Source organism: Aurantibacter sp. UH7 (assembly GCF_056839165.1).
The window spans coordinates 3,976,533-3,996,014 of the sequence record NZ_CM166388.1; the positions used below are offsets into that span (position 1 = coordinate 3,976,533).

At 34.6% G+C, this 19,482-nt stretch carries 22 protein-coding genes; 6 read left to right on the forward strand and 16 right to left on the reverse strand.

Annotation, left to right across the window (positions count from 1 at the left end):
- Positions 1-2: 2 nt before the first annotated feature.
- Together uxuA and UH7x_RS16790 are read right to left on the reverse strand one after the other, a co-directional pair.
- Entirely contained in the window at positions 3-1,211 is a 1,209-nt protein-coding gene (uxuA, locus tag UH7x_RS16785; RefSeq protein WP_482361075.1) for a mannonate dehydratase, read from the reverse strand.
- Positions 1,212-1,226: 15 nt separating this feature from the next.
- Positions 1,227-2,033: an SDR family oxidoreductase gene (locus UH7x_RS16790; protein ID WP_482361076.1), complete on the reverse strand. Its 807-nt coding sequence runs from the start codon at positions 2,031-2,033 to the stop codon at positions 1,227-1,229.
- Between the two features lie 125 nt (positions 2,034-2,158).
- Between UH7x_RS16790 and UH7x_RS16795 the strand changes: the two genes are divergently transcribed.
- Complete coding sequence (locus UH7x_RS16795; protein WP_482361077.1) at positions 2,159-2,983, forward strand: fumarylacetoacetate hydrolase family protein; 825 nt, start codon at positions 2,159-2,161, stop codon at positions 2,981-2,983.
- A gap of 50 nt (positions 2,984-3,033) precedes the next feature.
- Here the strand turns inward: UH7x_RS16795 and UH7x_RS16800 are convergent, their stop codons facing one another.
- The 6 genes from UH7x_RS16800 to UH7x_RS16825 form a co-directional block, all read right to left on the reverse strand.
- Positions 3,034-4,734, reverse strand: a complete 1,701-nt coding sequence (locus UH7x_RS16800; protein ID WP_482361078.1) for a phytoene desaturase family protein — start codon at positions 4,732-4,734, stop codon at positions 3,034-3,036.
- 47 nt (positions 4,735-4,781) lie between these two features.
- Positions 4,782-5,474: an SGNH/GDSL hydrolase family protein gene (locus UH7x_RS16805; RefSeq protein WP_482361079.1), complete on the reverse strand. Its 693-nt coding sequence runs from the start codon at positions 5,472-5,474 to the stop codon at positions 4,782-4,784.
- Between the two features lie 86 nt (positions 5,475-5,560).
- Positions 5,561-6,430 (reverse strand): sugar phosphate isomerase/epimerase family protein, encoded by an 870-nt coding sequence (locus UH7x_RS16810; protein ID WP_482361080.1) that lies wholly within the window; start codon positions 6,428-6,430, stop codon positions 5,561-5,563.
- Positions 6,431-6,439: 9 nt separating this feature from the next.
- The gene (locus UH7x_RS16815; RefSeq protein ID WP_482361081.1) at positions 6,440-7,204 is read right to left on the reverse strand and encodes a TIGR02757 family protein; all 765 of its coding nucleotides are present in this window, start codon (positions 7,202-7,204) and stop codon (positions 6,440-6,442) included.
- Positions 7,201-7,764, reverse strand: a complete 564-nt coding sequence (locus tag UH7x_RS16820; protein WP_482361082.1) for a CPBP family intramembrane glutamic endopeptidase — start codon at positions 7,762-7,764, stop codon at positions 7,201-7,203. The genes UH7x_RS16815 and UH7x_RS16820 overlap by 4 nt, the downstream gene beginning before the upstream one ends.
- A gap of 8 nt (positions 7,765-7,772) precedes the next feature.
- Entirely contained in the window at positions 7,773-8,474 is a 702-nt protein-coding gene (locus tag UH7x_RS16825; protein WP_482361083.1) for an ABC transporter ATP-binding protein, read from the reverse strand.
- A 152-nt stretch (positions 8,475-8,626) separates the two neighbouring features.
- Between UH7x_RS16825 and folE the strand changes: the two genes are divergently transcribed.
- The 5 genes from folE to UH7x_RS16850 all read left to right on the forward strand — a co-directional run bounded on the left by folE (position 8,627) and on the right by UH7x_RS16850 (position 12,327).
- Positions 8,627-9,226: a GTP cyclohydrolase I FolE gene (folE, locus tag UH7x_RS16830; RefSeq protein WP_482361084.1), complete on the forward strand. Its 600-nt coding sequence runs from the start codon at positions 8,627-8,629 to the stop codon at positions 9,224-9,226.
- 115 nt (positions 9,227-9,341) lie between these two features.
- Positions 9,342-9,653 carry a hypothetical protein gene (locus tag UH7x_RS16835; RefSeq protein ID WP_482361085.1) on the forward strand — a complete coding sequence of 104 codons (312 nt, stop codon included), beginning with the start codon at positions 9,342-9,344 and terminating at the stop codon, positions 9,651-9,653.
- A gap of 58 nt (positions 9,654-9,711) precedes the next feature.
- Positions 9,712-10,938 carry a sulfite oxidase gene (locus UH7x_RS16840; RefSeq protein WP_482361086.1) on the forward strand — a complete coding sequence of 409 codons (1,227 nt, stop codon included), beginning with the start codon at positions 9,712-9,714 and terminating at the stop codon, positions 10,936-10,938.
- Entirely contained in the window at positions 10,939-11,379 is a 441-nt protein-coding gene (locus UH7x_RS16845) for a monoheme cytochrome C (protein ID WP_482361087.1), read from the forward strand.
- 72 nt (positions 11,380-11,451) lie between these two features.
- Entirely contained in the window at positions 11,452-12,327 is an 876-nt protein-coding gene (locus UH7x_RS16850) for a sterol desaturase family protein (RefSeq protein ID WP_482361088.1), read from the forward strand.
- A 19-nt stretch (positions 12,328-12,346) separates the two neighbouring features.
- On the opposite strand, the gene UH7x_RS16855 is transcribed toward UH7x_RS16850, so the two are convergent.
- The 8 genes from UH7x_RS16855 to serC all read right to left on the reverse strand — a co-directional run bounded on the left by UH7x_RS16855 (position 12,347) and on the right by serC (position 19,444).
- The gene (locus tag UH7x_RS16855) at positions 12,347-12,916 is read right to left on the reverse strand and encodes a type 1 periplasmic binding fold superfamily protein (protein WP_482361089.1); all 570 of its coding nucleotides are present in this window, start codon (positions 12,914-12,916) and stop codon (positions 12,347-12,349) included.
- A 23-nt stretch (positions 12,917-12,939) separates the two neighbouring features.
- On the reverse strand, positions 12,940-15,339 hold the full coding sequence (locus UH7x_RS16860) for a TonB-dependent receptor (RefSeq protein WP_482361090.1): 2,400 nt from the start codon (positions 15,337-15,339) through the stop codon (positions 12,940-12,942).
- Between the two features lie 66 nt (positions 15,340-15,405).
- Positions 15,406-15,705 (reverse strand): hypothetical protein, encoded by a 300-nt coding sequence (locus UH7x_RS16865; protein WP_482361091.1) that lies wholly within the window; start codon positions 15,703-15,705, stop codon positions 15,406-15,408.
- A gap of 46 nt (positions 15,706-15,751) precedes the next feature.
- Positions 15,752-16,075 (reverse strand): DUF6787 family protein, encoded by a 324-nt coding sequence (locus UH7x_RS16870; protein WP_482361092.1) that lies wholly within the window; start codon positions 16,073-16,075, stop codon positions 15,752-15,754.
- A 25-nt stretch (positions 16,076-16,100) separates the two neighbouring features.
- Positions 16,101-16,562, reverse strand: a complete 462-nt coding sequence (locus UH7x_RS16875; protein ID WP_482361093.1) for a DUF6146 family protein — start codon at positions 16,560-16,562, stop codon at positions 16,101-16,103.
- Between the two features lie 67 nt (positions 16,563-16,629).
- Positions 16,630-17,265: a DUF937 domain-containing protein gene (locus UH7x_RS16880; RefSeq protein ID WP_482361094.1), complete on the reverse strand. Its 636-nt coding sequence runs from the start codon at positions 17,263-17,265 to the stop codon at positions 16,630-16,632.
- Positions 17,266-17,340: 75 nt separating this feature from the next.
- Positions 17,341-18,291 (reverse strand): D-2-hydroxyacid dehydrogenase, encoded by a 951-nt coding sequence (locus tag UH7x_RS16885; RefSeq protein WP_482361095.1) that lies wholly within the window; start codon positions 18,289-18,291, stop codon positions 17,341-17,343.
- Positions 18,292-18,379: 88 nt separating this feature from the next.
- A complete protein-coding gene (gene serC, locus UH7x_RS16890) occupies positions 18,380-19,444 on the reverse strand; it encodes a 3-phosphoserine/phosphohydroxythreonine transaminase (RefSeq protein WP_482361096.1) in 1,065 nt (354 codons plus the stop codon).
- Between the last annotated feature and the right edge of the window lie 38 nt (positions 19,445-19,482).

Below are 19,482 nucleotides of genomic sequence, written 5' to 3' on the forward strand. Positions count from 1 at the left end.
AGTTATTCAAATAACGATTTAGAAATACCCATTTCAAGTCCACGTAATTCGGCAAGACCTCGAAGTCTACCAATGGCGGAGTAACCTGGGTTGGTATGTTTATGTAAGTCATCTAACATGAGATGGCCATGATCTGGGCGCATGGCAATTTGCCAATCGGAGCGACCTTCTTTTTTACGTCGAATTTGTTCAGTAAAAACACTTTTTACAATTCCGTACATATTAATATCACCTTCTAAATGATTGGCTTCGTAGAAATTATCATTACCATCTCGTTTTGTACTTCGTAAATGAAGAAAATGTAATCGCTCTGAAAACCGTTCAGCAATTTGCACTAAATTATTATCCGCTCTTGCACCTAATGAACCAGTACATAAAGTGATTCCATTACTAATAGAAGGAACGCTATCAAAAATATGGGCATAATCTGCTTCGGTACACATTATACGCGGTAACCCTAAAATGGCAAACGGCGGATCATCTGGATGAATACATAATAGAACTTCATTTGCAGCAGCCGTAGGAACTACCTCAGATAAGAAAGCAACCAAATGTTGGCGCATTTCTGTTTCCCCAATATCACTATAATCATCTAATTTGGCTTGAAAAAGACTTAAATCATATCCATCTTCACGCATTGGGTAACCATCGGCAGAACCTGGTAAACCGGCTATAATAGTTTTAACTAAATCTTTTTTGTCAATATCATGCATTGCCTCAAAGGTGATTTTAGCTTCAGCTATTTGCTGGGAAGTATAACTTTTATCTGCATTTGGACGTTGTAACATATAAAGATCAAACGCGGCCAATGCGCTAAATTGAAAAGCCAATGCTTTCGAGCCATCTTCCATTTCTAGGAAGAGATTAGTTCGTGTCCAATCTAAAACAGGCATAAAATTATAGCAAACTACGCGAATATTACATTGTGCTAAATTTTCAAGGCTTACTTTATAATTATTAATATATTTCTGATAATTACCTTTTCTAATTTTAATGTCTTCATGAATAGGTAGTGATTCAACTACCGACCATAAAAGTCCTGCGTCTTCTATTGTATTTTTTCGTTTTAGAATTTCTTCAACCGTCCATATATCACCGGTAGGTACATGATGTAGTGCGGACACAACACCTTCAGCACCTGCTTGTTTAACGTCTTGTAAGCTAACGGGGTCAGTTGGTCCATACCAACGCCATGTATGTAGTGTTTTCATAAAATATTAGATTAATTATACGCCACTAAAAGCACTAAACCCTCCATCAATTGGCAGAACTGCCCCCGTAAGGAATTTAGCCGCATCGCTACATAAAAAATGAATTGCGCCATTTAATTCATCAGTATTACCAAATCTTCGCATCGGTGTTTTACGAATAACAGCTTCTCCTCTTTTCGTATAAGTCCCATCTTCATTAATTAAAACGGCTTTATTTTGTTTTGCAATGAAAAAACCAGGGGCAATAGCATTTACTCGAATTCCATCTCCGAATTTCGTAGCCATTTCTACAGCCATCCATCGAGTGAAATTTTCCATAGCCGCTTTAGAGGCTGAATAGCCTGGTACACGATTAATTGCTTGTGCGACGGCCATTGAAGAATAATTTATAATAGCTCCTTTTTTTGCATCAGCCATAGCCTTACCAAAAACAATGGATGGTAAAACGGTACCATTTAAGTTTAGTTCAGTGACCTTTTGGAAGTCAGCCATATCTAAATCGAAAATTGTTTTATCGTCAGGTATAGTCGCTCCTGGTAAGTTGCCACCTGCACTATTTATAAGAATATCAATGTGGCCAAATTCTTTTAAAATCTCTTCACATGTAATAATCAATCGCTTTTCTGAAAGTATGTCAGATTCAAAAGCAACCGCAATATTAGGTAATGATTGAATAAGCTCAGCAACAGATGATTTGCTTCGTGTAAGCAATGCTAATTTTACTCCAGCATTCGAAAGACATTTAGCAACTGAGCTAGCCAAAGTTCCACTCGCTCCGGTAATAATTGCAACCTTACCTTCCAAATTAAATAAGTCGTTCATATAAAAATTGTATATCTCCGAAATATAGTTATTATAATATATATTACTTCATCATAATAGGAAATTGACTCTGTGAAAATCTAAAATTAATTACATTTATAACCTAATATAATTTTGACCACATCATGAAGATTTATAAAACCAATAACGGAGTATGTATTGAAAAGAATTCTAATTTTTTCTATAAGGAAATTTCAAATTGGGATGCATTTATTAATAGAACAAATTTGTATGATTTATTAATAGCTGAAGTAGAAACTTGGGAAAGTTGTGGTCAGCCTGAAGGAATTCTAGCACCGATCGAAAATCAAGAAATCTGGGCATCAGGCGTTACCTATATGCGTAGTAGAGATGCCCGTATGGAAGAATCTAAAGATGCAGGTGGTGGCACTTTTTATGATCGTGTTTATGATGCAGATCGCCCAGAATTATTTTTTAAAGCAACTGCGGCAAGAACTGTTGGACACAATGGAACAGTTCGAATTCGTAAGGACTCAAAATGGAATGTACCTGAGCCAGAATTAGCTTTATTATTAAGTTCTGACGGGACAATAGAAGGGTATACTATAGGTAACGATATGAGTTCTAGAGATATAGAAGGTGAGAACCCATTGTATCTTCCGCAAGCAAAGACATATGAAGCCTGTGCAGCATTAGGCCCATGTATTTATTTATCAAAAGAGCCTATTGATCCAGCATCTTTAATAACACTGGAAATTTTTAGAGATGGGGCAACGGCTTTTAAAGGGGAAATTCCTTTGAGTAACATGAAGCGTAAATTAACAGATTTAGTAGGGTATCTTTTTAGAGAGTGTAATTTTCCAAAAGGATGCTTTCTTATGACCGGTACAGGAATTATTCCACCAGATGAATTCACTTTGCATATTGGTGACGAAGTACATATTACTATTGATAATATTGGTACACTTGTAAATACGGTAGGGCAGTAGTTTTCTACCTTTTAAAATTTAAACAAGAGAGGTAAACTAGTAACAATATTTTATGTTGCTAGTTTTTCCTTCGATTCAGCTCGAGCCCTTCTCACTTTTATTTTTTTCTGCAACCATTCGGGGTAATTGGTGTCGTCTTCTGCATCGTACAATTGTACTTGTTGCGATGGATCGGGTTTGATTAAGTCCCTAGATGTACAGCCTAATATTTGTGCGGCGGTATCAACACCAGAATGCGATGCCCCAGCTACGCCATGCGAAAGAACACTAGCGCCACATAGGTATAAATTTTCGATTTCACTTTTGTTCTTGTACGCAAAAGGTCCAATATTCCAAATGCTTTTTTCGGTCCCATAAATACTGCCTCTAGTTGTATTGACATAATATTCATTCGTAATTGGAGTACCCAATTCTAGTTGTACTATATGTTTTGAAATTCCAGGGACAACATTTTCGAGTCCCTTTAGCATTTTTTTTGTCAGTAAATCTTTGAAATCTAGATATTCTTGAGAGCGTTGTTCACTTTCATTTTTAAACTTTTCGAAAGGCGTATAATCTACCAAGGTGATTGCCTCGAGCGTATGATACTTACCATCATAACTAGAAGGGTCTTTTAAAGAGGTACAACTAATGAACATACCTTCAAAGGCGGCATCACTAGTTAAGTCATCATTCATCATTTCAGCATAGTAGGCATTCTCGTCTCTGTTTGGCATCTTCCAAATATTACCAGAATCTAATCCCGCTTTACGTAAATCGTAATCAATTGTCATAAACAACATTAATGAAGTACAGGAGTATTTTGTCTTGTTTAATTTCTTCAATAATTTTTTACTTAGGTGTTGTTCACCTATTAATTTTTTATAGGTTATGTGCGGATCCGTATTCGAAACAATTCGGTCTGCAAATAGTTTAGTGCCATTTTCAAGTTCAACACCAATTGCCTTTTTGCCATTGTTTTTTTCAATTAAAATTTTTTGTACTCCGCTACTGGTCCATACCTCTCCATTATTTCTTTTTATGGCATTCGTCATGGACTTTATTAGCGCACCGCCACCACCCATGGGATAAAATCCACCACTAAAATAATGGGTCATTAAGCCTGCATGCATTAGAAAACTAACCTTATCAGGGGCCAAAGCATGATCACCACATTGTATGTTTAAGATTCGTCTTAATAATGGGTTTTTTATATGTCTTTTAATTATTTTATTTAGGGTAAATGGCGCATGTTTACCCATATGCCTTGTTTTATAGGGCATAAATAATTTGTTCCAAAAACCTTTTATATGTGGAATCATTTGCACCTCTTCACTAACTGTTTTTATGAGATTCAAATAGGTGTCAATGTTCTTTTTTTCTTCAGGAAATTTTTCTTGAAGGCGTTCAATTAGTACATCGAAATTATTTGGAAAATCGAATCTTTCCTCACCCAACCAGCAATGTTCATAACCATTAGGGTTCATTCTAAAAAAGGTCAATTCACTGGCAATGCCTAAACCGCTGTATAAATTGTTTGTTGTTTCACCTTCTTCTAAAAGCCCTACATAATGCACACCAGGAGTAAAGCGATGCCCATCAATATAAAAGCTATGACACCACCCGCCGGGCACATCATGCTTTTCGAGTACTAGAACTTTTTGACCAGCTCTAGAAAGACAGATAGCAGTTGCAAGTCCGCCAGCACCAGCACCAATGACTATGGTGTCCCATTTAGTATCAACGGTTAATCGCTGTTTGTTTTCAATCATATATAAGTGTTCATCTCAATTTAAAAAAATGAGTGGGCTCGTTCGTATTACTTTGATAAAGCTTCTGCAATTGCTTTTTCAACCATAGGTTCCATTACCGCATAACCTTCTGGAGTTGGGTGCACTTCATCATTCGCATACTTTTTTGGCAATCCGTTACGGTCATCGGCCATAGCCGAGAAATAGTCGAGGTAAATGTGGCCAGCTTCTTCAGCATAAGTTTTTATCATTTTATTTAAGGCTGGTATTTTTTCATTAGGCTTTAAACCAGGTCTCCAAGGATAATCAAAAGCAGGAAGCACAGAAGATAAAATTACTTTAATATCGTTTGCTTCAGCTACCTCAGCCATCGATTTAATGTTATCTAATATTTGTTCGAGTGTCATGGGTCCGGTATTTCCAGCAATGTCATTTGTACCTGCAAGTATTACAACAACCTTAGGTTTTAAATCGATTACATCTTGTCGAAATCGCAGCAACATTTGTGGTGTTGTTTGCCCACTAATTCCGCGATTTACAAACGGTTTGTCTTTGAAAAATTCCGGGCGAGAATTTATCCAACCAATAGTAATGGAATTACCCATAAAAACAACTCTATTTTCATATACAGACGGATTACCAACGGTCATATTTTTTTCTTGAAATTGTTTAAGGTTTGGCCAATCTTCTTTCGATTGAGCGGTTACCGTTAGCCCTAATAATAAGACAAGTGCTAACAAGTTAATTTCTAATTTTCTCATAGTTGTAATTTAATATTCAAAGGAAATTCATCTTCCACAAAATACTGATAACTCACCACATATTAAAGTTCAGTTCTCGTTTTGTATTATTCTTTAAGCACTTCTATTAATCTCAATCCTTCTAGGTTTGAAATTAATACTTCTTTTACATCGCTAGTTTCAATATGACCAAGAATTCCGAAGTTACCTTCGTATCCGCTTTTTAGTAATTGCTTTATCATTTTTTGTTCATAATCACCTTTACCAATGGCAAGTATTTTTGGCCCACCTTTTCTCAGACCATTTAAATTTACACTCCATAAATACGGCATCATGGTATTTACTAATTCTGGGAATGTATCTATTTGATGATGTGCATGGTGGAAGTTATAGATCAAACCTAAATCTTCTTTTGGTAGTGCTTTAATAATTTTAATTTGATTTTCCGGTTCTCCAAACCAATCTCCATGATTGTACAATGCAACTTTACAATTTAAATCAGATGCTCTTTTACTTAAAACTGAAATCATTTTAGCACCTTTTTCTACGGCGTCTGCATCAGATAAATTTTCAAAAAAATTGGCATTAAAACTCACCCAAATTTGCCCTTTATAATCAACTTCTTCTATCACTTTAAAAAGCTGTTCATTTGAATCACTTAATTTATCTATGGTATTAGAATTGTTATCAATCCAGAGCCAAACACTAATTACTTTTACATTGTTCTTTTTTGCTAGTTGAAGTTCTTCAGCCATAGTCGCTAAATGTTCATCGCGCCAATCGTATGCATATTTCGAAATTTCAATTTCATTTAGCATATTAATACGCTCAATTGGTGTTCGTTTTAAGCTATCATAAGGTACAATACACCAGGCGTAAACTTTATCAGAATCAATTTTGGTTACATTTTTTTTACTTGATTTACAAGCTGATAAACATATCATTACTACAATTACTATTGATAGAGAATATTTCATTTTTTAGTTTTAAAATCTTTCAAAAACTCCAAGTCCAAATAGTGCAAAATCATATTTTACAGGATCAATTGGATCAAGCTTTCTAAGATTGATGTCTAATTCTGCCAATGCCTTGGCATCATTTTGTTTACGTTTTAATAAATTTAATTTTCGCGCTACGTTACCAGAATGCACGTCTAATGGGCAAGATAACTGTGAAGATAAAATACTTTTCCATATTCCAAAATCTACATTAGTAGTGTTATCACGCACCATCCATCTTAAAAACATATTTAAACGTTTCGCTGCAGAACCTTTTAATGGGTCTCCAACGTGCTTGGTAGTTCTAGATTTATGTGGTAATTCAAAAAAAATGTTTTTAAAGTTCGAAATAGCAGGTTGCATTGATTTGGAGTCGGCACCTTTTGAAAATGCCGCTTCTAAACCATTATGGTTTTCATAAATATTTTTGAGACTTTTTATGAAGAAAGTGAGGTCGTCTGCATTAAAGGTGCGATGTACAAAACCATGTAATTTTTCCAAATCATTTGTTTCATGATTCAGTATGAAATCATGGGGTGAATTACCAAGCCTTTCCATTAGTTTATTAGCATTGGTGATAATACTTTTTCTATTTCCCCAAGCTATGGTTGCCGTTAGAAAACCACTAATCTCAATATCTTCTTTTTTTGAAAAGCGATGTGGAATTTGTATTGGATCACTCTCTAAAAATTTAGGTTTGTTGTATTGTTCAACTTTAGCATCCAAAAAATCTTTTAATTCGTTTCGCTTCATTCAGTAGGAATTGGAATATCTAATACGAGCGCCATTAAAATCGGTCCTAAAAGTACTAGGTTATAAGTGGCATGTAGGCCTATGGCCCAAAGTAAACCGAACTTCACACGAATAAAACCGAGCATCGCACCAACTATTATTTGTGGCAAAACTAATAATGGTGCTAACATTAATGTGGTACTAGTAATTTCAAAATTAGTAATGTGCATTAAACCAAAGGTAATTGTCAATAGCCAAAAAATTATTTTGAAATATGGCTTGTCTTTAAAATAAACCATTGGTCCTCTAAAAAATAATTCTTCGAGAACGGGAGCTAGAATTACTGCTGCGAATGCCATAAAAAGTAAAGGATATTTTTCTAAGGCATCATCAATAGCATGCTTACCAAGGTCAATACCAAAAACCGGTTCTAATAAACCCAAGACAAGTGTTAATCCAATATTAATTACCAGAGCGCTTATTAATATTTGAAAGAATATTTTTTTGCGATAATTAAAATCGGTATTCTGATCTTCTAAATAAACAGGATTTTTTAAGAATTGGATTAAGTCATCTAACATAACTGAATCTAATTGGCTTCAGTTATCGGTTCAGTAATTGCAGTTTCAGAACTTGTTATTAGTCCATCAACCATAGTAAGTTTACGATCTGCTAAATCTGCTAATTCATCATTGTGGGTAACAATAACAAACGTCTGACCAAATTTATCACGTAATTCAAAAAACAATTTATGAAGGTTGTCAGCACTTTCGGTATCAAGATTTCCACTAGGTTCATCTGCATAAATAATAGAAGGACTATTAATTAGTGCTCGAGCAACTGCTACACGTTGTTGTTCTCCTCCAGATAATGCATTAGGCTTATGATTTACACGTTCAGAAAGTCCTAAAAAAGCGAGTAATTCTAAAGCTCTTTTTTCTGCTTCAGTTTTTGAAGTTCCTTTAATAAAAGCAGGAATACATACATTCTCAAGCGCAGTAAATTCAGGAAGTAATTGGTGAAATTGAAAAATAAAGCCTATGTGCTCATTACGAAAACGAGCAAGCTCTTTTCCTTTCAAGTTGGTTACTTCAATACCATTCAATAATAAAGTACTTTCTTTTTCATTCGATTGTTTGTCTAACGTACCTAAAATCTGAAGTAAAGTTGTCTTACCTGCTCCAGAAGCACCGACTACTGAAACAATTTCACCAGCCTTTATGTGTAAATCTACCCCCTTAAGGACTTGCAGATTTCCGTAATATTTTTGAATGTTTGATGCTTTAATCATCCATAGAAATTTTAAGTTTTGAAAGTAATCAATGTACTAGACATGGCAAAATGTACAAGATCTTGAAACTTCTTTAATTATTGTAATTTTAGCAAAAATATTTCGACAAATTATTTTGTTGAACAACTTGCTTAACTATTTAAATAGATTAAATGACTCAGTATAAGAATTTAGAAGAATACAACATAGAAGCTACCAATGAAATAAAGAATAGTTTTTCCAAGATTATAGATGAACTTGGTGAAGATACTGCTAGAGAAGGAATAGTTAAAACTCCAGAACGAGCAGCGAAAGCAATGATGTTTCTTACACAGGGTTATGATTTAGATCCGGTTGAAATTTTAAAAGGGGCAATGTTTAAAGAAGATTATGATGACATGGTCATTATAAAAGACATTGAATTGTATTCTTTATGTGAACACCACATGCTTCCTTTTTTTGGTAAAGCCCATATTGCGTATATACCAAACGGTCATATAGTTGGGTTGAGTAAGATACCAAGAGTAGTTGATGTTTTTGCAAGAAGACTGCAAGTTCAAGAACGACTCACACATGATATTTTAGAATGTTTAAATACAACTTTAAAGCCACAGGGAGTGGCCGTAGTTATTGAAGCTTCACATATGTGTATGATGATGCGTGGCGTACAAAAGCAAAACTCAGTTACTACTACTTCAGGGTTTAGAGGTCAGTTTGAAAAACAAGAAACGAGAAATGAGTTTCTTAAATTAATTAGTTCGGATCTTTCGTAATATATCATTCATTTAGCATTGCGTAAAGTCGCAGGTATAGGGTTTAAAAGCTAGTAGAACTGTTATTTTGGCATCTTATTTGCATTATTTTATTTTGAACACTAACTTTAGAATTATGTCAAAAACGAAAGATAACAAAACGCGCAATCTATTTCTAGGATTGCTTTTAGATGCTGTTGGCATGGCATCATATTTTATTCCTGGTATTGGTGCGTTCTCAGATATTATATGGGCACCTATTTCAGCTTGGATAATGACTAGAATGTATAAAGGTAAAGCAGGACAAACGGCAGGGGCAATTACCTTTTTAGAAGAATTAATGCCCGGTTTAGATGTGCTTCCTACCTTCACTATAATGTGGTTTTATACTTATGTTTTTAAAAGTGCAAAAAAGAAAGAAAAAATTATTGAAGTAGATGCAGAATAATATCTAATTCTAAGCCATTATTTTTTTTCTTCCGCTTAAATATTTCTAATTTTATATAATGGATTTTAAGCGAAGAAATTTTATAAAGAAGGCCACCTTGGGCTCTTTGGCTACTGTAATAGGAGCCGATATTGTATATGGCAAATTTATGCCAGAAGACTATAAACCACTGGTACTACAAGACCCAGACCCTTTTAAACTTTTTAATAAAGACATAGACATGACATTGCTAAATAGCAAACCATGGAATATGGAGGCGAAGGCTCATTTGTTAGATGATAAAATTACGCCCAACAAGTATATGTTTATTAGAAATAATGGACTTATTCCTGAGGATATAAATGCTGAAAATTGGACTTTAACTTTTGATGGTGAGTCTGTTAAAGAATCAAAAACCTATACTTTAAATGATTTAAAAACCAAGTTTAGACAGCATTCTTATCAACTTACTTTGGAGTGCGGTGGAAATGGTAGAAGTGAATTTAATCCCCCAGCAAAAGGTAATCAATGGACCATCGGTGCTGTATCTTGTGCAACATGGACTGGTGTACGATTAAAAGATGTATTAGAAGATGTAGGTCTTAAAGATGATGCGGTTTATATTGGATATCATGCTGCTGACGTCCATTTAAGCAGAGATCCTAAAAAAGAACCAATTTCCAGAGGTGCACCTCTTGCAAAAGCAATGCAAGATGAAACGATTCTTGCTTTTGAAATGAATGGTGAGCCGATTCCATTAGCGCATGGTTTTCCATTGCGATTAGTAGCAGGTGGATGGCCAGCTTCAGTTTCTGGAAAATGGTTAAACAGAATAAGTGTTAGAAACATAGAACATGATGGTGCAAAAATGACTGGCACTTCATATCGTGTTCCTTGTAAACCAGTAGCACCAGGAGAAAAAGTTAAAGATGAAGATATGTGCATTATTGAATCTATGCCTGTAAAATCTTTAATTACTTTTCCAAAATCCGGTGCTATTATAGATGAAGGAAAAAAGTTAAATATTAGAGGTCATGCATGGGCAGGAGAGCTTGAAGTTTCTAAAATGGAATATTCAATTGATTTTGGTAGTTCATGGAAATCATGTTCAATTGAAAAACCAGCCAATAGGTTAGCATGGCAACATTTTTCAGCTAGCGTAGATTTTCCTCAGAAAGGATATTATGAAGTATGGGCTAGAGCAACTGATTCTCAAGGAAAAAGTCAACCTATGCTTTTGCCAGGATGGAATCCGAAAGGGTATTTAAACAATGCTTGTCATAGAATTGCAATAAAAGTAGCTTAAATGAGTGAAAATAATACAACCGAAAAACGGATTAGAAAAAGCTATCGACTACTAATTATCATTGGGGTTATCGCAATTGTTGCAGGCATCATTGGGTTGTACTTTGGAGGACCTTCTGAAGATAGTATAACACCAACAGATATTGAAAAAAAAGTAGTAAAAAATGGTGTTGATTCTCGTACAGGCTTTATTGAAGATGAAGGGATGCAAACAGTAATAAACAATTGTACTACCTGCCATGCCGCTGAGTTAGTTACTCAAAATAAAATGACCAAAGAAGGATGGTTGGCAACTATTCGTTGGATGCAAGAGTCACAGAATTTGTGGGAACTTGGTGATAATGAGGAAATAATCTTAAATTATTTAGCCAAGAATTATGCGCCGGAAGATACGGGTAGGAGGGCATCATTGAAAGATATAGAATGGTATGCTTTAAAGTAATATGCTTTACACGAAGCCCTTGCGTAAGTTTTTTCAATTTCACCGGACAAAAATTAATATAAAATTATAGGTTTGGAGAAATATATCGATGGTTTTGTAAATTCATTTCTAGGAACTTTAAATTGGACATGGAAATCCATATTATTTGAGGTGCCATGGTATTCTAATTTCTTTTGGGGAATAGTTATAATATCACTTATAGTTTTCGTTTTAGAAGTATTATTTCCATGGCGCAAAAGACAGGCAATAATTAGAAAAGATTTTTGGTTGGATGCCTTTTATATGTTTTTCAACTTCTTCGTATTTGCCATATTTATAAGCGGATTCTATAAAGTATTAGAAATCTTCTTTACAGATATAGGTTTAAAAATAAGCAGTTTTACTCTAATAGATTTATCAGCGATGCCCATGTGGGCGCAATTGTTGTTGTTTTTTATTGTTTTAGATTTTGTGCAGTGGGTTACCCATGTTATGTTGCATCGATATAAATTTTTATGGCAATTTCATCAAATACATCATAGTGTTAAAGAAATGGGTTTTGCAGCACACATGCGTTACCATTGGATGGAAAATGTAATCTATAAGCCTTTAAAAACTTTAGGTGTTATGCTTTTAGGTGGTTTTGAACCAGAACAAGCAATTATTGTCCATTTTTTTGCAGTAACTATTGGTCATTTTAATCATTCGAACATTAAGATTACATGGGGGCCTTTGCGATATATATTTAACAACCCAGTTATGCATTTATATCATCATGCTTACGAAATTCCAAAGGGTAAAAATGGTGTCAATTACGGAATAAGTTTAAGTATTTGGGACTATATATTTAAAACGAATTACATTCCTGAAGATAGTGGAACGATAACTTTAGGATTTCCCGGTGATGAAAAAGTACCACCGGGTTTCCTTAAACAAATGTTCTATGGTTTTCGCAAAAACCCAGATTAGGATTAGCAGTAAATAATGACTACTCTACTGTTACACTAAAGGTTTGAGAGATATCAGTCTCACCACCAGCATCAGATAAAGAACCATCGTTTGGTTTTTTAGGCTCATGACGCAAGGTAATTTGCAATGTTCCCGTACCTGCTTCACCTGTTGTTAAAGTAAACTCTATACCTATAGGATTTCCATCAGCATCTTCATCACTATAGGCTGTACTCGCTAATGCGCCCGATGAAACGAAAATAAATTGATGTTCATCTGCTTCTTCTGCCACCTCTTCAGTAATATCTTCAGCAGGTGTTTCAGTTTCATTTAATAGTTCAATACTGCCATTATATACTGTACTTGCAGTTAAATTACCAGAAACTGTTACTACGGGAGCATTCGGGCCATCACCATCCAAGTCTTGAGACTGTAAAGTAATAGTTTCCGCACCACTAGCGATTAATGTTACATTCATAGTGGTAATAACTTCTTCCTCATTTACAACTACTGGGTTTTCATCATCGTCTGAGCAAGAGGTGAAACTAATAATTACTACTAATAAAATAGTTGCCTTAATAATGCCGATTGTACTCTTTTTTTTTCTCATTTTAGTTATTTATAAATTAGTAATTAATATTTAAAATTTAATTGGAGTATGAAATTTCGACCCAATTCGTCCGCGAAAAAGCGTTGTCTATTTAGGTAGTCACGATACTCTGTATTCAATAAGTTGTTTATAGTTAAGCCTACTTGTAATTGATTTTTTTTACCAATTGGAAATTGAGCTTTGGAATATGCCGACAAAAGGTGATAAGCTGGTGGAGACGTATTAATTTTCAAAAGAACATCTTGTTGTTGTTCTGGTGAGAACACCAGAATATCTTCTGGATATTCATTTTGACGAAATACATAATTGCTTTCTACTGATACTTCGAAATTGGACCATTTTGGACGACTAAAGGTCAAACGATTTCTAAAATTGGCTGCGGGCATATTTATTAATGCTTTATCAAAGTCTAAATCTTTTCCTTTAACCAACGAAAACTTATGACTCGTACTCCAATTTTTCCAAAGATTAGAATATACAGATGCATCAACACCTAATATTCTTGCTGAAGTTTGGCGATAAGACCAAACAGGGAAAGCACCACGAATGGTATATTCAACACCGGTAGGCTCTAGTAAAATAAAGTCTGTTAAAAAATTTGCATACGGTTCAATAGTGTATCCCCACAGGTTATAATTCGCTTCTTTTGAAAGTGAAAATTTGTGTGAAGTTTCATTAACAATACGCAAATCACCTAATTCTATACGTGATGCCGAATGGTGTAATCCATCACTAAAAAGTTCCGAAGGGTTAGGTGCTCGTTGCCCCAAAGCATAATTAAAACGCAATTTTGACGAATTATCAACTTCATATTCCATACCTAACGTTCCGGAAATATTATGATAATTGAGAACTGGATTAACCAGTAATTGCGTACCTAAATCATCAATAACCAGATCTTGAAATTCTGTGTCATAACCGCGCTCTTCCCATCGAGATTTACGATAGAATTTTTTAGCATCAATTCTATTATAATCATATCGCAGTCCACCATCAGCAATTAGATTATCGCTAAAACGATATTCTCCAATGACAAACATTCCTAAATCATATTTTTTGTAATCAGGAATCAATCTACGAACTCCAGTTGCTGGGTTAGCAAAATTATCTTGATAGCGCCCCACAAAACCTGTATGAATCTTATAATCATATTCAGAATCCCATTTGAAATCCGTAGCAAAGGTATGAGTGGTTAAGTCTAGATCAATTGAAGCCTTATCGGCATCATCACCAACACGAATGTCATACTCAAACCTACTGTTGTTTTGAAAATCATATTGTACATTCCACTTTCCTAAACCTTGAAATCTTTTGTAAAAATGAACACTTCCTATATGATGAGACACTTCTTGTCTTGGGCTTTCAATGTCATATGTAAAAGAATTTATAGTTTCAGGTACCTGATTATTAATGCTACGAATTAGGTCATCAACATTACCGATATGTGAAGCTCTTAATATTGCCAAATCACTTTCAAAATATGAGTACTTAACATTAACACCCCAATTGAATAATAATTTACCAAAGTTAATTTGGGCAGCTTTTTCAGCACTCCCTGTATTCGATAGCACATAATTTGGAGCTTCGCGATCACCAAGTTTTTTAAACGAACCTTGCGCACTCATAAAAACCCCATTCTCATAGGTCTTAGTAAGTTCAGAACTAATATTACCACCACGACCGTTTGATACTCCGTTGATTACTGTTTTACCAAAAAGAGTGTCTTTCTCTTTTACTTTAGGTTGTTCAATTACAATAACACCACCAATTGCATCGCCACCATATTGCAAAGCAGCCGCTCCTTTAATTACTGCGATGGTACCTGATCCATTAATATCAATATTAGGAGCATGTTCTTCACCCCATTCCATATCTTGCATGCGAACGCCATCATTTAACACTAGTACTCTACTACCATTTAAACCATGAATTGTGGGCTTTACAATATTAGCCCCAGTATTTAAAGAAGAAACACCAGTTATTTCTTTAAGCGCATCACCAAGACTTTGGCTACTATATTGTTCTAAAGTCTCTAGTTTTAAGGTCTGTTCTAACGCAGAATTGGTTTTATTCTTTATTGTAGAACCGATAACCTTAACTTCATGGAGCTCTTCTAAATGATGTTCCAAACTAATTTTTTGATAGGTGTCACCATCAATTAAAATAGACATTAGTTTTGTTTTACATTCATCATGAAAAATTTCAAGTTCTAGTGGTCCATCACAAAGATTGTCAATTCTAAATTTTCCACTAGCGTCGGTTGTGGCCGATTTAGTGGTTCCGGTTATTAAAATGGTGGCATTCTGCAATGGTGTATTGTCGTGAAAGTCGATAATTTCACCTAAAAGAATAGATTTGCAGTCTTGCGCATTAACGTTGTACGCAGTAATAATTGCGAACAGCGCGATAGCGTATGTTCTCATAATCAATGAATTACAATATAATAGATACAATATACCTAAGTTACAGGTACATAAACGGAGTGGGAATTATGAAATACTTGGGGGAGGAGGTCTGCTATACAGCTTATTAGGAATATCTGTAGACCTTTTGTCTGAAGAATACTCAGTTTTATTAATAATGTCTGAGCAAACAAATGGGTTGAGTTCAATACTATGTTGCACCAACAAAAAGTCACCGGTGTCATTTTTAGTTGCCATATGACAGAAGTCACAATGTTCAACATTATTGTCCGGTGAATCATCATGGGTATATCCATGAAAAGAAACTACTTTGCTTAGAAATAAACAAAATAGAAAAAAAGTATAAAATATCTTTTTCTTCTTCACGTTTCAAAATTAGTCAGTACCTACAATTAATTATGTTAATAAAAACTTAACTTTTATTAAATAAAAAACTAAGTCCTAAACGACTTAACATTTTCTTTTCAAAAGCCCAGAAGAACTTGAATTGACCAAAGAGCCAACCGTATATCACCAGTAAAATTTGATAAAAAGGAAATATTAGTAGTATACGTAATAGCCAGTATAGGGTACTACCAAGACCTGAACCTGGAAAAGCATTTCTATTCATTCCTATCCATTCCAAAAATGGTTTAGCTACATACACCGATGAAGAACCGGTTATTGCAAATACAATAAAAATAATTGTTAGTTGAATGTTCGAGGAGATACCCCAGCGTTCTTTTAATTTTTCCATAATGTTAATTGCCGTGCAAATATATTTAAATACGTGGCAAAAAAGGACCTAATCTTTGATTGTATTTTCGTTGAAAATAAATGAAGTAATTATAAAGTTTGTAATTCACTTCATATCCATAATCAATGTTTGGACTATAATCGATTTGCATTTCGTAAAGGCTAGTATTATATTGTTGTGGATTTAATACGCGCTGATTCCAGTTAATCACATAAAGTTGATTTCGATTTTCTAGATACGATTGTGTATAATAACCTTCGGGTTTAGCTATACTTAAGAGCCAGGTATTAAAACCAGGCTCAATTATTATTATTTCATATTCGGTTTCTTCATTCGCAATTTGAATTGTATCACCAACAGTTTCTTTAAAGAGAGCCAATTCTTCTTTAGAAATATCAGAAATGTTCTCTACATTTTTTGTAGTGCCACAGCTAATTATAAAAGCTAGAAGCACAGATGTCACTGACAGTTTTATTAACTCTTTCATAGTTTTAAGATACAAAAAAACCGTCTAACATAAAGAAAGACGGTTTTGATATATTATTGATGGAGATTTATTTTCCGAAAAGACCACCTAAAAGGCCACCTATTCCGCCACTTTTTCCTCCTAGTGCCATAGAAGCTACATCATCTAAAATGCTACCGTCACCATCTGAATCTAAGAAAGACTCGATAAGCGATTGTTGTTTATTAGCAGTTTGTCCACCACCCATAACGCTTCCTAATAAGTCACCAATACCATTGGCATCACTTACATTGCTTTGTTTAGTTTGTTTGCCTAAATAACCCATTAGTAATGGAGCAGCTACTTTTAGTATAGTACCAATAGTACCAGCATCCATACCAGATTTTGAGCTAAGTGCATTTTCAACTTGTGGTTGCTTGCTACCAAGGATATGACCTAAAATTCCAGCACCATCATCCATTACAGATTGGTCTACACCACCTCCGAATAATCCGCTTAAATTGTCTAAAATACCTCCATCATGTTTACCTGAAGAAAGTGCACTCATTAATCCTTGAGCACCCTCTGGTGTTGCTGCGTTTTTTTTCATTGCTCCTAGCAATACAGGTAATGCCATACTAAGCACGCTTCCTGTTTGATCGGTTGACTGGCCTGTTTGACCTGCTACACCGCTAATTAATTGTTTACCCATTGGGCTACCCAATAAATCTAATAATCCTGACATTGTAATTAGTGTTTAAAATTGTATGCGTAATGTACAAAAAAAAAGAGTTAATGTTCTTTGAAGTACCAGCTAAAGTTATTTTAACAACGCAGTTATTTGAATTGCAAGTTCCGTGCCAATTCTATCTTGTGCTTCACCTGTAGCCGCACCTATATGAGGAGTTAACGAGATATTCGGATTCATTAATATTTTTATTTCTGGCGATGGTTCAGATTCATAAACATCTAAACCTGCAAAAGTTAATTTGTTGCTTTCTAAGGCATCTATTAATGCAACTTCATCAATTACACCACCACGTGCTGCATTTACAATTGCGGCACCAGATTTCATTATTTCAAATTCCGGTTTACCAATCACATATTCTTTTTGAGCCGGAACGTGAAGCGTTACGAAATCGGCAGATTTTAATAGTTCATCTTTAGATATACTTTTGAAATTGAAATCTACAGTTTGACCATCATAAAAAGAAAGAGAAATAGAAGCGTCATCTATAAACGGGTCGTGATAAACAACTTTCATTCCTACACCAAGAGCTACCTTAGCTGTAGCTTGGCCAATACGACCAAAGCCAATTACCCCAAGAATTTTACCTCTTAGCTCACTTCCTTTGGCATAATTCTTTTTTAATTGTTTAAACTTACTATCTCCATCTAAGGGCATATTTCTATTAGCATCATAAAGAAAACGTACACCACCAAATAAATGGGCGAAAACTAATTCTGCTACAGATTCGGAGGAAGCTGCAGGTGTGTTAATTACATGTAATCCTTTTTCACGGGCATAGGCAACATCAATATTGTCCATTCCAACACCACCGCGCCCTATTAATTTAAGGGTAGGACAGCTGTCTATTAAATCTTTTCTAACTTTAGTAGCGCTTCTTACCAATAAACCTACAATTTCATTTTCATTGATAAAATTTACCAATTGCTCTTGAGCTACGTTTGTTGTAAGTACTTCAAACCCTTCTTTCTGCATTGCATCTACACCTGTTTGTGAGATACCGTCGTTGGCTAAAATTTTCATATTGTTGTTCGTTGTTTATTGTCTGCTGATTGATCTAAGCAATAATTTAGACCTTTATAGGTGGTAACCATCAACCAAAAAAAAATTTTTATCCTTTTCTTTCCATTTCACTCATTACATCAACTAAAACTCCAACACTTTCTAAAGAAAGTGCGTTGTACATTGATGCACGATATCCACCTACAGAACGGTGTCCATTAATTCCATTGATACCAGCTTCTTTGCACATAGCATCAAATTCCTCTTTCAATTGGTCATCGGTTAGCGTGAAAGTAGCATTCATATTAGAGCGGTCTTCTTTATTCGCATATCCTTCAAAAACAGGATTTAAATCTATTTCAGAGTAAATTAGTTGCGCTTTTTTGTTGTTAATTTCTTCAATGGCACTAATACCACCTAAATTTTTCAACCATTGTAAAGTGAGCATCGTCACATAAACCGGAAAAACCGCAGGAGTATTAAACATGCTATCTTTTCCAATATGAATTTTGTAATCAAGCATAGATGGTATCTGTCTAGATACTTTACCTAAGATTTCTTCTTTTACCACAACCAATGTCGCACCAGCAGGTCCCATATTTTTCTGGGCACCAGCATATATTAAATCAAATTTCGAAAAATCTAACTCCCTAGAGAAGATATCAGAGCTCATATCACAAACCAAAGGCATATTTACATTTGGAAATTTTTTAATTTGTGTACCAAAGATGGTATTATTTGAAGTTAGGTGTAGATAATCTAAATCTTCAGGTACAACATAACCATTAGGGATATATTTGAAATTCTCATCTTTAGATGAGCCGACTTCAACAACTTCACCAAAATACTTCGCTTCTTTAATGGCTTTATCTGCCCAAGTTCCAGTATTTAAGTAACCTGCTTTTTTCTCAAGAAGGTTATACGCCACCATTAAAAATTCTGTGCTAGCTCCACCTTGTAAAAATAAAGCTTTGTATCCTTTACCTTCAAGACCTAGTAATTCTAAGGCTAATGAACGTGCAGTTTCCATCACTTCAACAAAATCTTTACTTCGATGCGAAATTTCAATTAACGAAAGTCCTAAACCGTTAAAATCGATTACAGCTTCAGAAGCTTTTTTTAATACTTCTTTTGGAAGTACACATGGGCCGGCACTAAAATTATGTTTTTGCATTTTAAGCTTAATTAAGTTCAGTTACTTGTTTTTGTAAT

What these genes read in the sequence shown, in the direction of transcription:
- UH7x_RS16880 (WP_482361094.1), bottom strand. Translation starts at nt 17,265, where the DNA reads ATGTCAGGATTATTAGATTTATTGGGTAGCCCAATGGGTAAACAATTA.
- UH7x_RS16885 (WP_482361095.1), bottom strand. Translation starts at nt 18,291, where the DNA reads ATGAAAATTTTAGCCAACGACGGTATCTCACAAACAGGTGTAGATGCA.
- UH7x_RS16815 (WP_482361081.1), bottom strand. Translation starts at nt 7,204, where the DNA reads ATGAAGCGAAACGAATTAAAAGATTTTTTGGATGCTAAAGTTGAACAA.
- UH7x_RS16790 (WP_482361076.1), bottom strand. Translation starts at nt 2,033, where the DNA reads ATGAACGACTTATTTAATTTGGAAGGTAAGGTTGCAATTATTACCGGA.
- UH7x_RS16805 (WP_482361079.1), bottom strand. Translation starts at nt 5,474, where the DNA reads ATGAGAAAATTAGAAATTAACTTGTTAGCACTTGTCTTATTATTAGGG.
- UH7x_RS16875 (WP_482361093.1), bottom strand. Translation starts at nt 16,562, where the DNA reads ATGAAAGAGTTAATAAAACTGTCAGTGACATCTGTGCTTCTAGCTTTT.
- UH7x_RS16820 (WP_482361082.1), bottom strand. Translation starts at nt 7,764, where the DNA reads ATGTTAGATGACTTAATCCAATTCTTAAAAAATCCTGTTTATTTAGAA.
- UH7x_RS16825 (WP_482361083.1), bottom strand. Translation starts at nt 8,474, where the DNA reads ATGATTAAAGCATCAAACATTCAAAAATATTACGGAAATCTGCAAGTC.
- UH7x_RS16870 (WP_482361092.1), bottom strand. Translation starts at nt 16,075, where the DNA reads ATGGAAAAATTAAAAGAACGCTGGGGTATCTCCTCGAACATTCAACTA.
- UH7x_RS16840 (WP_482361086.1), top strand. Translation starts at nt 9,712, where the DNA reads ATGGATTTTAAGCGAAGAAATTTTATAAAGAAGGCCACCTTGGGCTCT.
- UH7x_RS16835 (WP_482361085.1), top strand. Translation starts at nt 9,342, where the DNA reads ATGTCAAAAACGAAAGATAACAAAACGCGCAATCTATTTCTAGGATTG.
- UH7x_RS16800 (WP_482361078.1), bottom strand. Translation starts at nt 4,734, where the DNA reads ATGATTGAAAACAAACAGCGATTAACCGTTGATACTAAATGGGACACC.
- uxuA (WP_482361075.1), bottom strand. Translation starts at nt 1,211, where the DNA reads ATGAAAACACTACATACATGGCGTTGGTATGGACCAACTGACCCCGTT.
- serC (WP_482361096.1), bottom strand. Translation starts at nt 19,444, where the DNA reads ATGCAAAAACATAATTTTAGTGCCGGCCCATGTGTACTTCCAAAAGAA.
- UH7x_RS16795 (WP_482361077.1), top strand. Translation starts at nt 2,159, where the DNA reads ATGAAGATTTATAAAACCAATAACGGAGTATGTATTGAAAAGAATTCT.
- UH7x_RS16845 (WP_482361087.1), top strand. Translation starts at nt 10,939, where the DNA reads ATGAGTGAAAATAATACAACCGAAAAACGGATTAGAAAAAGCTATCGA.
- UH7x_RS16855 (WP_482361089.1), bottom strand. Translation starts at nt 12,916, where the DNA reads ATGAGAAAAAAAAAGAGTACAATCGGCATTATTAAGGCAACTATTTTA.
- folE (WP_482361084.1), top strand. Translation starts at nt 8,627, where the DNA reads ATGACTCAGTATAAGAATTTAGAAGAATACAACATAGAAGCTACCAAT.
- UH7x_RS16810 (WP_482361080.1), bottom strand. Translation starts at nt 6,430, where the DNA reads ATGAAATATTCTCTATCAATAGTAATTGTAGTAATGATATGTTTATCA.
- UH7x_RS16860 (WP_482361090.1), bottom strand. Translation starts at nt 15,339, where the DNA reads ATGAGAACATACGCTATCGCGCTGTTCGCAATTATTACTGCGTACAAC.